The sequence below is a fragment of the Actinomycetospora sp. C-140 genome (genome assembly GCF_054796175.1).
On sequence record NZ_JBTWNF010000028.1, the window covers coordinates 31,153 to 44,095 of the forward strand.

Below are 12,943 nucleotides of genomic sequence, written 5' to 3' on the forward strand. Positions count from 1 at the left end.
CCGAGCGGGCCGATCAGGGCACTCCCTCACCCGCACGGTCGGTCCGAGGGGTTCACGCAGCGACGTTGGATCGACGTCACTCCATTGCCCACACCGGCTCGCCCGCCCGGAGCATGACACCCGAGGCCCGGCGCGCGTTAGGTGTAGGTCAGGTCACGACACAGCAACAACCCGGGAGGAGGTCACGATGGCCATCCCGCCCCGCCCCGCCGCCTTCGCCGCGGCGGGTGCCCCCGGCACGGTCGCCGCCGTGCCCGCCCCACGGTCGGCGCCCCGGTCGCCGGAGGCTCCGTCGGCGGTCGCCGACCGGGAGGTCACCCCGGTCGCAGAGACCGCAGAGACCGCCGAGACCGCCGAGGACGTTGCCGGCCTCGCCTGGATCGTCCGCGAGGTCACCCACGTCCCCGGCGTGCTGCGCCTGCGGCACGGCCGCCTCAGTTTCGAGTCGACCCGCCGGGTCGTGTTCGACGGCACGCCGGACGAGCTCGGCCTCGACCTCGGCCGGTCGCCGCGCGCGGGACTGCACGTGACGGCCGGGCAGGAGCGCCTGCGCGTGTGCGTGGTGCGTCCGGCCGGCGCCGTCGCCCCGTGCCGGGAGCTGGTCGACCGCGCCGCCGACGGACGACCGGCCACCGACGGCGAGGCCGACGCCTGGTCGGTGTGGCGTCCGCTGCTGACGTCGGCACCGAGCGCGACGCGGGCCCGCACCCGCGTGCGCCGCGCCTTCTCCCTGCCGCGGTCGGCCGACCACCCCTGCTCGCCCTGACCGGCGACGAGCCTGCCTGATCAGCGCCCGGCGCGCGGCGTGGAGGGCGCGCGGACCGCGGGCACGCCGGAGGGCTCGGACCCGTCCGCGGTCGGGTCGTAGCGGACGTCGTAGGCCTCGTCGCCGGCGCCGTCGTCGTGGACGTCCCGGTGGTCGCGGTCGTCCCGGACGTCGTCCGCCCGGCCGTCGTCGTGGTCGTCACGGGCGGGAGGACCCGGCGGGTGCCCGGTCCCGTTCCCGGCCGGCTCGGGGCCGCGGAGCGGCGGCAGGTGGGCGGGCGGACCCGGGACCGCCGACCCCGGCGGCGGAGCGGACGGCGGGACCGGCGGCCCCGCTGTCCCCGGCATCGTCCCGTCCGGCATGCCGTGCCGTCCTGTCCAGCCTCCGGTCGGCCCGGTGACGCCGCGGGGCGGCACCGCGGGTGGCGAGAGGGCACCGGAGGCAGCGGCCGGGGCTCCCGGCGGCACGGAGCCCTCGCGCAGCGGCGCGGCGCCGGACGGGACGGGACCGCCGGCGACTGCGGGCCGAGGCCCGGAGGGCGAACCGGAGGGCGAGCCGGGGGGCGAGCCGGGGGGCGGCATGCCTGGCGGCCTGACCATCGGTGGCGGGGGCGGGCCTCCCGCCGGCGGGCCCGCAGGGCCGGGCGGCCGCGGCGCGCCGAACGAGCCGGGCGGGCCGGGCGGGCCTGCGGGGCGCGGCGGCGGCCGCCGTCCGGGCCACGGGACGGCGGCACCGATCGCGTCGACGAGGGGCCGCACGGCGGCGTGGATGCGGCGCGCGGCCTCGGCGTGCTCCTCGACGCCGCCCTGGATGGGGTCGGGGATCGCGTCGTCCTCGGGATCGACCGGCGCTCCCTGCCCGCGCTCGGCGAGCGCCGCGGCGACGAGAGCGTGCGCGCGCTCGCGCGGGTCGGGGGGCAGGGCGGCGTGGTCGGCGGGGTCCACGCCCTCGAGCAGCCGGGCGAACTCCCGCATCGTGAACGTGCTCCGCAGCGCGCGGGGCTCGAGCTCGAGGACCGCCGAGCGGTGCGAGCGGCTCACGGTCAGCACGAGGTCGGCCAGCTCGACGTCCCGCGCCGGCAGCTGGCGGGCACGGAAGGCGGCCACGTCGGGATGCGTGGCGAGCGGCCCGAGCTGGGCGCGCGACATCGGGTGCATCTCCGCGCCCACGACCGCACCGGTGCCGCCGCTGGCCACGTCGAACCACGACGCCCAGCGCGGGCCGAGGCGCATGTCGAGCAGAGCGCGTGTGTGGAAGCGGGCGAACGGCGACCGGCAGAGGTTGCCCGTGCACACGAACAGGAGGCGGAAACGACGCGGCGCACCGTCTCCCCGACCGTCCATACCGCCGATCGTCGCAGTCCCCGGGCCGGCGCGCGAGCCGTCGACTCGGTTGACCTGCCCGTTCACCCCACGGAGGCGGGTGCGGGCAGCGCGGCGGCCTAGAGGCCGTGGCGGTCGAACGACTCCAGGTCCAGCACCATCCGGGCCACCCGCAGGGACGTGACGACGGCGTCGACCTCCACCGCCGACGCCGCGCGGCCGTCCGCGTCGAGGCGCTCCAGGACCGCCTCCGCCGACGCGAGCAGCGTGCCCGCGACGGCGGCCGCACCGGCGAGCGTCTCCGCGTCGACGCGCTCCTGGGAGGACCAGCCCGCGTCGGGGACCCCCGCGGCCGACAGCTCGAGGACGCGCACCAGGGCACGACGCTCCGGGGCCTCGGGGCTCTCCTCGGTCTCCGCGACCGCGGCGTGGAGATCCTCGAGCGAGCTCACGAGGTCCTTCGCGGGCTTCGCCGAACCGCCCGCGAAGGCGGCCGGCGGGACCACGCCCTCGGGGCTGCGGGGTTCCGGGATCACCGTCCTCTCCGGCTCGAGCCGGGAGCGTGCCTCGCGCATCCGGGCCGTCAAGCGCCCTCCGTGGGGCGGCTCGCGGCGCTCGCCCGGCGCGGCGGCCGGTGCGACGGGAGTCGCCGGAGCGGCGGGTGCCTCGACGGCGTCCGGCACGGTCTCGGAGCGGGTCTGTGCCGGCACGGCGATGACCGCGTCCGCGTTCTCGGCACTCTCGACGGCGGTCATGGTCGTGTCATCACTCGTCTCGGCGGCCTCGTCGGCCTGATCGCCCGCGTCGGCCTCGGCGGCCGGCTCGGTGGTGGTCTCGCCCGCGGACCCGGTGGTCGACCCGCTCCGGGGTGGGTCGGTGCCCTCCGGGGTGGTGGTGGCGTCCGTCGCGGTGTCGGTGGTGTCGGTGGCGTCGGTGGTGGTGTCGGGCACGGCGACGGGACCGGGGCCGGACCGGGGCTCGGGCACCCGGTCGTCGGCCGCGGGAGTCGCGGGTGTCGCGGCGTCGCTCGACAACGGCGCTCCTTCACGGGCGGGGGCGTGTCGCCGCCGGGTTCGCCGAGGGCGTCTGAACGGCGACACTGGGTCACCCGGGGGATCGTCGCGACCAGCCTGACGCGTTGCGGACGGCGCACGGAACAGCCCGTTCGGGGGATCTACTTCACCCGTGGGGCCGCTGGTCAGCACGAACAGGCGCCGATGGGCTCCCCCGATTGCGCCGTCCGGACGCCGGGGTCGTCCCGGCGTCAGCGGCCGTCCCGATGACGGTGGGGCACGGCGACCGGCCCGACCGGCGCGACTCGCGGCCGACGGGGCCCGGACGGCACCCCGGCCGAGGTCCGGGCCATGAGGGCCCGGCGCGTCTCCTGGGCCGAGCTGCCGCGGAAGCGGCTCATGATGACGACGCCCGCCACGGCCAGCCCGTTGATCGTCCCGAGGCCGAGCATCCCGACCTCGAGCATCTGCTCCTCGTCGAAGGAGGACCCGGGGTCGGGGGCGTCCAGCGCGCCGCCGTAGGGCGCCGGGGCCGGGACGGGGTCGGCGGCCAGCGCCGCCGGCGCACCCGCCAGCAGCGCGCCGGTCACCAGCGCCCCCGCCGCCAGCGTTCGCACGAGCCCCGGCACGAGAGCCCGATGCCGCACCGACACGCCCGCTCGCCCCATGTGCCCGCCCCGTCCGTCCGGTGTGCCGTCGGACACTCATCGAGCAGGCCGACCGGGGTCGTTACCGCCGCGAGGCCCCGTCGTGACGACACGCGGACATCGTGACCTCACCGTGACCTGAGTCACCCGGAACGTGCCGATCCGTCCGCCTCCGCGGCTCGGCGCCCCGTCGGGTGACATCCCCGCCGCGCCGCGTCCACCCTGACGCCGATCCCGCGCCGGAGCCCCCTAGGGTGCCGCCGTGGGTGACTACCAGCTCGTGGCCGTGGGCACGGACGGGTCGACCTCGGCCACCTCCGCGGTGACCCGGGCCGCACAGATCGCCGCCGACGCCGGCGCCAAGCTCCTCATCGTGTGCGCCTACGAACGCGCACGCGGCTCCGGTGCCCGTGATCAGGCCGAGGCGGAACGCGCGCTCGGCGACGAGGCGTACAAGATCATCGGCTCCAACCCCGCCGAGGAGACGCTGCGCGACGCGCGCGACGTCGCCCGGCGGGCCGGCGCCGAGAAGGTCGACACGGTCGCCGTCGAGGGCGAGCCGGTCCACGCGATCTGCGACAAAGTCGAGCTGCACCACGCCGATCTCGTCGTGGTCGGCAACAAGGGCCTCGCCAGCTTCGCGGGCCGCCTGCTCGGGTCGGTCCCCGCCGAGGTCTCGCGCCGCTCGCCGACCGACGTGCTGATCGTCCACACGACCTGACGGCCCGCGCCGCGCCTACCGGGCCGAGACCGGCTCCGCCTCCGCCAGCGACGCGGCGGCCGGGACCTGCTCGGTGAGGTCGGCGCGGCGCGGCGCGGGGGTCGCGGCCGTGGGCGGGGTCGCCCACGTGCCGGGCACGGAGCAGTAGGGCGCGGCGCCGTGGCGGCCCAGCACGGCGCCGAGGTCGGCGTCCCCGAGCACGTCGGCGAGCGCGTGCTCGAACGAGCGCCGCATCCCGCGGTCGCGCGGCCGGGCCAGCGCCTCGGCCAGGCGGCGGGTCAGGCGCTCCGACGCGGCCAGGAACGGCGTGAGCGACAGCCGCCCGCGCCCGAGCTCGCGGCGGCAGCGGCCGGCCACCGTGTCCCCCTCCCCCACGACGCACACCTCGACGTCGACGTCGCCCGCCTCGAGCACCGCACCGGTGCCGTCCGGGGCGGGCTGCGACATCGCGGCGCGGAAGACGGCGTTGGTGACGCGGTCGGACGGCTCGCGCACCAGCGCGGCGAGCAGGTTCCAGCCGCCGCGGCTCTCGAGCACGTCGCGCAGGCCGCGCACGTCGACGGTCAGGCGGCGCACCCGCACCCGGCCGTCGCCGCCCGCGGCGCCGTCGGCCCCGGCGGCCCCGTCGCCGCCCGCCAGCGCGAGCAGCTGCTCGACCGAGTCCGGACGCACGTCCTCGTCGACGACGACGTGCAGCCGCGGCACCGACGGGCTGCCCGGGACCTGGGGGTCGATCCCACAGACGGACACCTCGGGCGCCGGCGGGCGGACCGGCTCTCGGGCGGGGGTGTCCAGGTACTCCATCCCGGCCATCACGTCGGGTGCCGGCACGTCGCGGCGAACGGTGCCGGGAGCGGGGGCGGTGGGGGGCGTGGCGGCGGTGGTGGTGGGTCGACGACGGATGAACGGGATGCGCACGGGCTCTCCGCTCCCTCGGATCGGGAACCGCCCACGATGCCAGAGGAAGGTGACCCCCGCCACGTCGACCGATTCAGCGATCCGGGCCACCCGGACGGCTCAGCCGACCCGCTCCGTGCCGGAGCCGTCGAGGATCCGCTTGAGGTCGGCGAGGGTCTGCTCGAGGCCGGCGCGGATCGCCGGGCCGTCGGCGCGCTCGGTGTGCAGCGTGACGGTCACGCGCGAGTGCTCGTCGCCGATCCCCGTCACGAACAGCTCGCCGTGGTAGCCGCTGGAGCGTTCGGCACCCCAGCGCAGGCTCTTGGCGTCCTGGTCGGCGCGCATCCAGGCGGTGCCCTCGTACCGCTCGCCCTCGACGTTCGCGACCACCGCGACGTCCTCCGGGCCCGTGCTCCATGCCTTCTCGAGGCCGCTGAAGTACTCGGGGAGGTGCGAGACGTCGGAGAGGTAGGCGAAGACGTCCTCGGGCGGGCGCCGGACGTCGGTCGTGTGCTCGTAGTCACCCATCCCCGGGGCTACCCGCTTCCGGGACGCCGACCCTCAGCGGATCGCCGGCGTGATCGACGCGCCGCCGCCGAAGCCCGCGACACCCCCGGCCTCCGCCCCGAGCCCCAGGTAGGCGTTCACCAGGATCGGCGCGGCGCCGGGGCGGGTGTCGCGGTCGGCGCCGGTGCGCGCGTCGAGCACGAGCGGCCCGTTGACCGTGGTGCCGTAGACCGCGCCGTGCCACGCCGTCGTCAGGCGGGGGGCGACGCGGTTGGCGGCCGGGTCGGGCAGCTCCCACAGCGGGGCCGCGGTGGTCGCGTCCACGGCGAACACGCGCGTGTCGCCGCCGCAGACGGTCGTGGCCGCCTCGTCCCACACGCACCGCGGCGGCGTGTAGGAGCGGCCGACGTCGACGGTGCGCACGGTCGCGCCCCGCGCGTCCACGAACCGCAGGGTGGCCGCGGGGGCGGAGAGCGTCGTCGCGGACGTGCGCCCCGAGACGACGGCGAGCCCCGGGCCGGCCGGCGTGATCTGCGGGGCGGTCAGGGTCTCCCCCTCGAAGCGCCGCAGGCCGGTGACCGCGTCGAGCCCGACGACGGTCGAGTCCGCGTAGGTCCCGCTCTGCCCCGGCGCCGTGGCGACCCCGAGCGCGCTGCCCCCGGCCGGCCCGTCGGCGAGCACGGCGTCGGCGCCGACGCCGTCCGCGGTCCACAGCACACGCCGGGAGGTGAGGTCGACACCGAGCGCGGTCCGCTGGGTGTCGGTGCTCGCGGTGAGCACGGCGACCCCCGCGACCACGCCGGCGACCCGCAGCGCGACGGCGGGCGGGCGGTCCGACCACGGCAGCACCGTCGGGGCGTTCCACCGCAGGGCACCGGTGGCCGCGTCGAACGACAGGAGGTCCACCGAGAGGCCGGGCGGGGTGGTGCCGGAGCCGGGGATCGTGCTCGCCGCGCCGACGAGGACGCCGCCGTCGGCGGTGGCGACCGGGCGGCCCGCCGCCCACGCCCCCGGCGGCGCCGCGACTCCGGGGATCTCCGCCCCGGTCGAGTCGACGCGCAGCACCCGCCCGCCGTCGGTGCCCCACACCGCGGTGCCGACGAGCGCGGCGGGCAGGGCGTCGGCGTCGCGCCCGAACACCTGGCCGGTCGAGCCGCCGAAGAGGCTGCCGGTGGGGGCGGCGAACCCGGTCGGCGGGTCGAAGGACGGCGGCGGCGCGGCGGTCTCGGCGGTCCCGCCGCAGGCGGCGAGGAGCAGGACGGTCACCAGGACGGCGGTGATCGCGCTGCGGCGACTCCGGGGGAGCACGGCGGGCAGCGTTCCATGCGCCCGCCGCCGGGGTGACGGGGTCCGGTCAGTCGGTGCGCACCGCGTCGTCGCTCGAGCGGCGCTGGGGCACGACGGGCAGCGGCCCGGTGGCCTGGGCGAGGCGGCGCTGGGCGCGCGCGATGCGGGCGGCGAGCTCGGCGGCCGCGGCCTCCTCGGCCTTGCGGGCCTTGCGCTCGGCGCGGGTGGGGCGGGCCGGGCGGGGGGTCGGCGGGTCGTCGGTGCCGGCGGGCGTGACGGACGGCGCGTCGGCACGGCGGCGCAGGAACGACATCGCGGACTCCTCGATCACCTCTCGAGCGGCTCTCTCGCGATCAGTGTCGTCGCGATCACTCGGGACGTGACGGTGCTCCACCCCATCGTGTCGTAGCCGTGACCGTGTCCGGTGAGAGAGATCGACACGGCGACACGAAGAGGTCGGAACCGGGCGTCACCCGGGGTCGTCGTGCTCGTGTCAGCCTGGCGTCCACGCTCATGTTCAACGTCAGGAAATCCGCCCGCTCGATCCCGCAGGGACGCCCGCGATCAGGTCCGCCGCGCGCTCGCCGAGCATCAGCGCGGTGGCCGCCGGACCCCGCCGGGGGACGGTCGGCAGCACCGAGGTGTCGACGACGCGCAGCCCCGAGAGCCCCTGCACGCGCAGTTCCGGGTCGACGGCGGCGTCGGGGTCGCCGGCCGCTCCGAGACGGGCGGTGCCGCACAGGTGCGCCGACGTCCCGAGGTGCGCGGAGATCCAGGCGTCGAGCTCGCGGTCGCCGAGGCCGCGCTCGGTGCCCAGCGCGAGCCCGCCCGCGGCGAGCAGTTCTCCCGCGCGGCGCACCGCCTGGCGCATCCGCGCGCGGTCGCGGCCGGACTCGAGGTAGCGGTGCTCGAGGCGCGGGGTCCCGCCGGGCTCCGGCGAGGGTGTCAGCAGCCCGCGGCTCTCCGGCGCCTGCAGCGCGCACATGAGGTGGCACGGCCCGCCGGGGGCGAAGGGGCGGGCGAACAGCAGGATCTCCAGGTCGCCGGCCGGGTCGTCGCCGGAGTCGAGGTGCACCGCGGCCTGGGCGCCGGGTGCCTCCGGGTGCAGGGGCTCGCCGCCGGTGGTGTCGGTGAAGGCGAGGTAGACGTTCGGGTGGTCGGTGTAGCCGCGCCCGACAGCGGTCAGCTCGTGGCGCACGGGGAGTCCCGCCGCGCGCAGGACGTCGGGCGGCCCGATCCCCGACTGCGCGAGCAGCTGCGGCGAGAACACCGCGCCCGCTGCGAGCACCACCTCGCCCGCGTCGATGCGCTCGCCGTCGGCGGTCGCCACGCCGACGGCGCGGTCGCCGTCGAGCAGCACGCGGGCGACGACGACGTCGCCGCGCACCGTGAGGTTCGGCCGCGCGAGGTGCGGCAGCACGTAGGCCAGCGCCGCGTTCACGCGCACCCCGCGTCGGACGTTGGCGGGGACGAGACCGGCGCCGGGCGGCGCGTCGCCGTTCTTGTCCGGCTCGGCGGGCACCCCGACGCGCGCGGCCGCGTCGAGGAACCGCTCGGTCACCGTCGCGCGCAGCTCCCCGGCGGGGCGCACGACCGGCACCGGGCCCGCGTCGCCGTGCAGCGGGCCGCGCACGTCGAGGTCGTCCTCGCCACGGACGTAGTAGGGCAGGGTCGCGGCGAACGACCAGCCCGGCCACGCGTCGAGGTCCGCCCGCGTCGCGCGCACGTGGTTGGCCCCGTTGACCGCGCTCGACCCGCCCAGCAGCCGGCCCCGGCCGACGCGCGTGCGCCGGCCCGGTGCGAGGTCGACGCCGACGTCCCAGGTGTGCGGGCCGTCGGGGTCGCACGCGGCGAGCGACGCGACGTCACGGACCTCCGCGGGGAACCCCGCGGGATCGGCCACGGCCGCACCGGCCTCGAGCAGCAGCACCCGCCGGCGCGGGTCCTCGGACAGGCGCCCGGCGAGCGCGCAGCCCGCCGAGCCCCCGCCGACGATCACCACGTCCCAGGACGGACCCCTGCTCATGATCCGCCGGGTACCCGCTCAGCGCGGCGTGTTCGACAGCTGCTCCTGCGGGCGGGCGGCGACCCACTGCGGCACCTGGTCGTTGTTGACCGCGAACCAGAGGTCCCGCCCGGCCGTCTCGTCGAGGTAGACCACCGACTGGTCACCCTCCATGCCCGTCCCGGTGACCGGGGTCGTCAGGAACGAGATGTTGGAGTTCCGCAGGTTCCGCAGGTTGAACGCCAGCTCGGCGAGGCCGGTGTTGCTCAGCGAGTCGTCGACGCCGACGTGCTGGGTCACGGTGTCGACGAGGCTGTACGCGCTCGTCGGGCTGGACAGCGTGCCGGACGAGAGGGCCTTGCTGACGAACGAGCGCAGCGCGGCCTGCTGGCGCCGGACGCGGTCGAGGTCGCCGCCGGGCAGATTGTAGCGCTCGCGGACGTAGACCAGTGCCTGGGCGCCGTTGAGGTGCTGCTGACCGGCCGGGACGACGACGCCGTCGCGCTCGGACTCCTGGCCCACGTTGACGTCGATGCCGCCGACCGCGTCGGTCATCTGCGCGAAGCCCGCGAAGTCGATGACCGCGAAGTGGTCGATGTGCACGCGCGTGAGGCCCTCGACGGTCTGGATCAGCAGCGGCGGACCGCCGAACGCGTACGCGGCGTTGATCTTGTTCTTGCCGCGGCCGGGGATGTCGACGTACGAGTCGCGCGGGATCGAGACGACGCTGGCGCTCTGCCCGTCCTGGGCGACGGTCGCCACCATGATCACGTCGCTGCGCTGCGAACCGAACACGGCGTCGGGCGCGGCGTCGGTGCCGGTGGTGGGGTCGGGCGAGCGCGTGTCGGTGCCCATCAGCAGGAAGGTCTGCCCGCCGGAGTCCGCGGGACGCGTCGACGGGTCGACGTTCGCGAAGACGTTCGGGTAGCGCCCGACCTGCGACCCGAGCTGCTGGGTGACGATGACGACGCCCGCCGCGGCGAGGAGCACGAGCACCAGCAGCGCGATGATCCCGTACGCGAACGCCCGCAGGCCGCGCCGTCGCCGGCCGCGGTCGTCCTCGTCCTGACCCGGCTCCGGGTCGATCATGCTTCCCAGGCTCATTCCCCGACCACCCTCGTCCCGCGGCCGCCGGCCTCCGCCGGCCGACGACTCACTCCCGTGGACCTCGGACGGCGAGCGGCCATCGTTACGCGCCGCACGGTGTGAGGCCGTCGGGAACGACCCAGCGTGACAGCGTGCGCACCGGTGGCCTCCGGTGGCCGGGCGCTCTTCGTCGCGCCCAGCCCGCCGTCCCCCGCCCGGCCGACGATCCTGCCCCTCCTGCCCGGCCGCTGTCCCTACGCTCGGACGGGTGACGCCCGATCGTGAGCCCGTGCTCGACCCGGTCGACACCGCACAGGAGGCGGCGGCCGTGGCGGTCGGACCGGTGCCCGCCCCACGGCCCGAGGTCCTCGCCCGCGTGCTCGAGGGCCTGCGTGACCTGCCGGCCGCGCGACGCCCGTTGCGCGAGGCCGCCGACGGACCGGGGGGCGACACCGCGCTCCCGCTCCCGCGCCGCCGCTCCTGACCCCCGTCGGCCTCGCCCCCGGCGAGCTCGCCGCCCGCCACCCGCGGCTGTTCCACATGGCCGAGCCCGGTGCCTGGCCGTCGATCCGGGCGCGGGGCCTCGCGAGCGCCGCGGCCCTCGTGGAGCAGTTCGGGGCGGCGCCGGAGCTCGTGTCCGCGCGGCGCCCGGTCGCGGTGACGTTGTCCGCGCCGGGCCGCGACCCCGTCGTCCTGCGGGACAACGGCGTGCTGCACGACGGCCAGCTCGCGCGGTGCCTCGAGGGCATGGAGATCGACGCGTTCTACCGGATGCTGAACGACCGCGTGTACCTCTGGCCGACCCGCCGACGGGTGGCCGGACTGCTCGCGGCGCGCGCGTACCGCGACCGCGCCCACCTGGTCCTCGAGCTCGACACCGCCGCGCTGCTCGACCGTCACGGTGCCGCGGTGCGCCTCTCCCCGATCAACATGGGAGCGACCCTCATCAAGCCGCCCCCGCGCGGTCCGCACACGGCCCGGCCGCTCGGGGACTGGCCGCGCGACCGCACGGTCGCCGAGGTGTCGGTCGAGCACGCGATCCCCGACGCCGCCGACCTGGTCGTCGCCGGCGCGGTGCACCACCCCGACGGCGCCGTCGTGCCCGTGGAGCTCGGCGACTGACCGCCGGTCCCCCCCAGGCAACGAACCCGGCGTCGCCGGCCCGCCCCGCACCCGACTCCCGGCCCGGGCCGGGTTACTGGCTGGTATCACTCGCCAGGCGAGCGATACCAGCCAGTAACGGCACGTCGTGCTCGTTCCGCGCCGCGCGAACACGGGCCGACAGGTCGGCGCGCGGCACCTACGGTGGACGGGCCACGCCGGCACGAGAGGAGGGACGCCGTGACCGTCCCCGACCCCGGCCATCCCGACGCCCGCCCCGTCGGGCGCCCGAGCACCGGCATGGACCCCATGCCGACCTCGACACCGCCCCCGCCGCTGGGCGACCGGCCGCGACCGTCACCCGACGACCCCCGCCGGCCGACCCCCGGCGACCCGTCCCCGGACGGCACGCTCGTCCTCGTCGCGGCCGGACGTGAGGACCGTCACCGCCACGTCGTCGACGTGACCTCCGGCGAGCTCGGCGACCCCACCGGCCTGCGGGCACGCTGCGGCGCCGCGGTGGAGCAGGTGGTCACCGGCCTACGCGCGGAGCAAGCGGATTGCCCCGGTTGTCTGCTTTCGGTGCACCGTTGAGCCCAGTCGGTCGTTAGCCTGCGCAACGATCGGGGAACCCGGTGCGCATGCGCACCGAGGACGACCAGTGGGGCATCACCGAGAGCGTGGGCGTCACCGCCCTGGGCGTGGCCAGCGGCCGGGCGATGGAGACCCATCGCCCCGACGGCCTCGTCCACGACCCGTACGCCGAGGCGTTCGTGGACGCCGCGGCCGACGAGATCCGGCTGCCGAAGGGCCCCGAGGACGCGGCGGCGCTGTCGGCGGAACAGGGTGACGGCGCCACCGAGGCGGACTGGCAGGAGCAGTCGGCGTACATCGGGGTGCGGTCGCGCTTCTTCGACGACGCCCTGACCGCGGCCACCGCCGACGGCGTGCGCCAGGTCGTCCTGCTCGCCGCCGGCCTGGACACCCGCGCCCAGCGCCTGGACTGGCCCGCCGACACCGTGGTCTACGAGGTCGACCAGCACGGTGTCCTCGACTTCAAGGACGACGTGCTCGCCGAGCAGCAGGCCACCACCGCCGGCGGGGGTGCCCGGCGCGTCGTGGTGCGGGTCGACCTGCGCCACGACTGGCCCGCCGCACTGCGGGAGGCCGGGTTCGACCCGGGCTCGCCGACGGCGTGGCTCGCCGAGGGCCTGCTGCCCTACCTGCCCGCCCAGGCCGAGATCGATCTCTTCGACCGCATCGGCGAGCTCTCGGCGCCCGGCAGCCACCTCGCCGTCGAGCACTTCGGCGACATCGTGCACCACTTCGGGCGGGAGGACTCGCGCCTCGCGTCGCTGTCCCGGCGGTTCGGCGTCGACATCCGGGAGCTGTTCTTCGCCGACGACCGCCCCGACGCCGCGGAGCGTCTCGCCGAGCTGGGGTGGACGGTGACCGGACGCTCGGCCTCGGAGCTCGCCGAGAGCTACGGGCGCCCGCTCGACCCGGAGCTCGCGGACGTCCACGGCGCCGCGAAGCTCCTCGACGCGCGTCGGTGATCGAAGTACCGATACGGACACTGAGCGTCCGTGAC

At 77.0% G+C, this 12,943-nt stretch carries 15 protein-coding genes; 6 read left to right on the top strand and 9 right to left on the bottom strand.

The window, feature by feature from the left end:
• Positions 1 to 187: 187 nt before the first annotated feature.
• The gene (locus ACR9E3_RS30970; protein WP_460384834.1) at positions 188 to 766 is read left to right on the top strand and encodes a hypothetical protein; all 579 of its coding nucleotides are present in this window, start codon (positions 188 to 190) and stop codon (positions 764 to 766) included.
• Positions 767 to 786: 20 nt separating this feature from the next.
• Here the strand turns inward: ACR9E3_RS30970 and ACR9E3_RS30975 are convergent, their stop codons facing one another.
• The 3 genes from ACR9E3_RS30975 to ACR9E3_RS30985 form a co-directional block, all read right to left on the bottom strand.
• The gene (locus ACR9E3_RS30975; RefSeq protein ID WP_460384835.1) at positions 787 to 2,109 is read right to left on the bottom strand and encodes an arsenate reductase/protein-tyrosine-phosphatase family protein; all 1,323 of its coding nucleotides are present in this window, start codon (positions 2,107 to 2,109) and stop codon (positions 787 to 789) included.
• A gap of 98 nt (positions 2,110 to 2,207) precedes the next feature.
• On the bottom strand, positions 2,208 to 3,122 hold the full coding sequence (locus tag ACR9E3_RS30980) for a hypothetical protein (RefSeq protein WP_460384836.1): 915 nt from the start codon (positions 3,120 to 3,122) through the stop codon (positions 2,208 to 2,210).
• Positions 3,123 to 3,352: 230 nt separating this feature from the next.
• Positions 3,353 to 3,718: a hypothetical protein gene (locus tag ACR9E3_RS30985; protein WP_460384837.1), complete on the bottom strand. Its 366-nt coding sequence runs from the start codon at positions 3,716 to 3,718 to the stop codon at positions 3,353 to 3,355.
• Positions 3,719 to 4,010: 292 nt separating this feature from the next.
• Here ACR9E3_RS30985 and ACR9E3_RS30990 point away from each other — a divergent pair, with 292 nt between their 5' ends.
• Positions 4,011 to 4,469, top strand: a complete 459-nt coding sequence (locus ACR9E3_RS30990) for a universal stress protein (RefSeq protein ID WP_460384838.1) — start codon at positions 4,011 to 4,013, stop codon at positions 4,467 to 4,469.
• A 15-nt stretch (positions 4,470 to 4,484) separates the two neighbouring features.
• On the opposite strand, the gene ACR9E3_RS30995 is transcribed toward ACR9E3_RS30990, so the two are convergent.
• The 6 genes from ACR9E3_RS30995 to ACR9E3_RS31020 all read right to left on the bottom strand — a co-directional run bounded on the left by ACR9E3_RS30995 (position 4,485) and on the right by ACR9E3_RS31020 (position 10,254).
• On the bottom strand, positions 4,485 to 5,300 hold the full coding sequence (locus ACR9E3_RS30995) for a hypothetical protein (protein WP_460384839.1): 816 nt from the start codon (positions 5,298 to 5,300) through the stop codon (positions 4,485 to 4,487).
• Between the two features lie 186 nt (positions 5,301 to 5,486).
• Positions 5,487 to 5,894, bottom strand: a complete 408-nt coding sequence (locus ACR9E3_RS31000; protein ID WP_460384840.1) for an SRPBCC family protein — start codon at positions 5,892 to 5,894, stop codon at positions 5,487 to 5,489.
• Positions 5,895 to 5,927: 33 nt separating this feature from the next.
• Positions 5,928 to 7,181 (bottom strand): hypothetical protein, encoded by a 1,254-nt coding sequence (locus ACR9E3_RS31005; protein WP_460384842.1) that lies wholly within the window; start codon positions 7,179 to 7,181, stop codon positions 5,928 to 5,930.
• A 46-nt stretch (positions 7,182 to 7,227) separates the two neighbouring features.
• The gene (locus tag ACR9E3_RS31010; protein WP_460384844.1) at positions 7,228 to 7,473 is read right to left on the bottom strand and encodes a hypothetical protein; all 246 of its coding nucleotides are present in this window, start codon (positions 7,471 to 7,473) and stop codon (positions 7,228 to 7,230) included.
• Positions 7,474 to 7,683: 210 nt separating this feature from the next.
• On the bottom strand, positions 7,684 to 9,186 hold the full coding sequence (mftG, locus tag ACR9E3_RS31015; RefSeq protein WP_460384845.1) for a mycofactocin dehydrogenase MftG: 1,503 nt from the start codon (positions 9,184 to 9,186) through the stop codon (positions 7,684 to 7,686).
• An 18-nt stretch (positions 9,187 to 9,204) separates the two neighbouring features.
• Complete coding sequence (locus ACR9E3_RS31020) at positions 9,205 to 10,254, bottom strand: LCP family protein (protein WP_460384847.1); 1,050 nt, start codon at positions 10,252 to 10,254, stop codon at positions 9,205 to 9,207.
• Between the two features lie 265 nt (positions 10,255 to 10,519).
• On the opposite strand from ACR9E3_RS31020, the gene ACR9E3_RS31025 reads away from it, so the two are divergent.
• The 4 genes from ACR9E3_RS31025 to ACR9E3_RS31040 all read left to right on the top strand — a co-directional run bounded on the left by ACR9E3_RS31025 (position 10,520) and on the right by ACR9E3_RS31040 (position 12,908).
• Positions 10,520 to 10,735: a hypothetical protein gene (locus ACR9E3_RS31025; protein WP_460384849.1), complete on the top strand. Its 216-nt coding sequence runs from the start codon at positions 10,520 to 10,522 to the stop codon at positions 10,733 to 10,735.
• A 47-nt stretch (positions 10,736 to 10,782) separates the two neighbouring features.
• On the top strand, positions 10,783 to 11,373 hold the full coding sequence (locus ACR9E3_RS31030; RefSeq protein WP_460384876.1) for a DUF7002 family protein: 591 nt from the start codon (positions 10,783 to 10,785) through the stop codon (positions 11,371 to 11,373).
• Positions 11,374 to 11,592: 219 nt separating this feature from the next.
• A complete protein-coding gene (locus ACR9E3_RS31035; protein WP_460384850.1) occupies positions 11,593 to 11,946 on the top strand; it encodes a hypothetical protein in 354 nt (117 codons plus the stop codon).
• A 47-nt stretch (positions 11,947 to 11,993) separates the two neighbouring features.
• Complete coding sequence (locus ACR9E3_RS31040) at positions 11,994 to 12,908, top strand: SAM-dependent methyltransferase (protein WP_460384851.1); 915 nt, start codon at positions 11,994 to 11,996, stop codon at positions 12,906 to 12,908.
• Positions 12,909 to 12,943 lie beyond the last annotated feature (35 nt).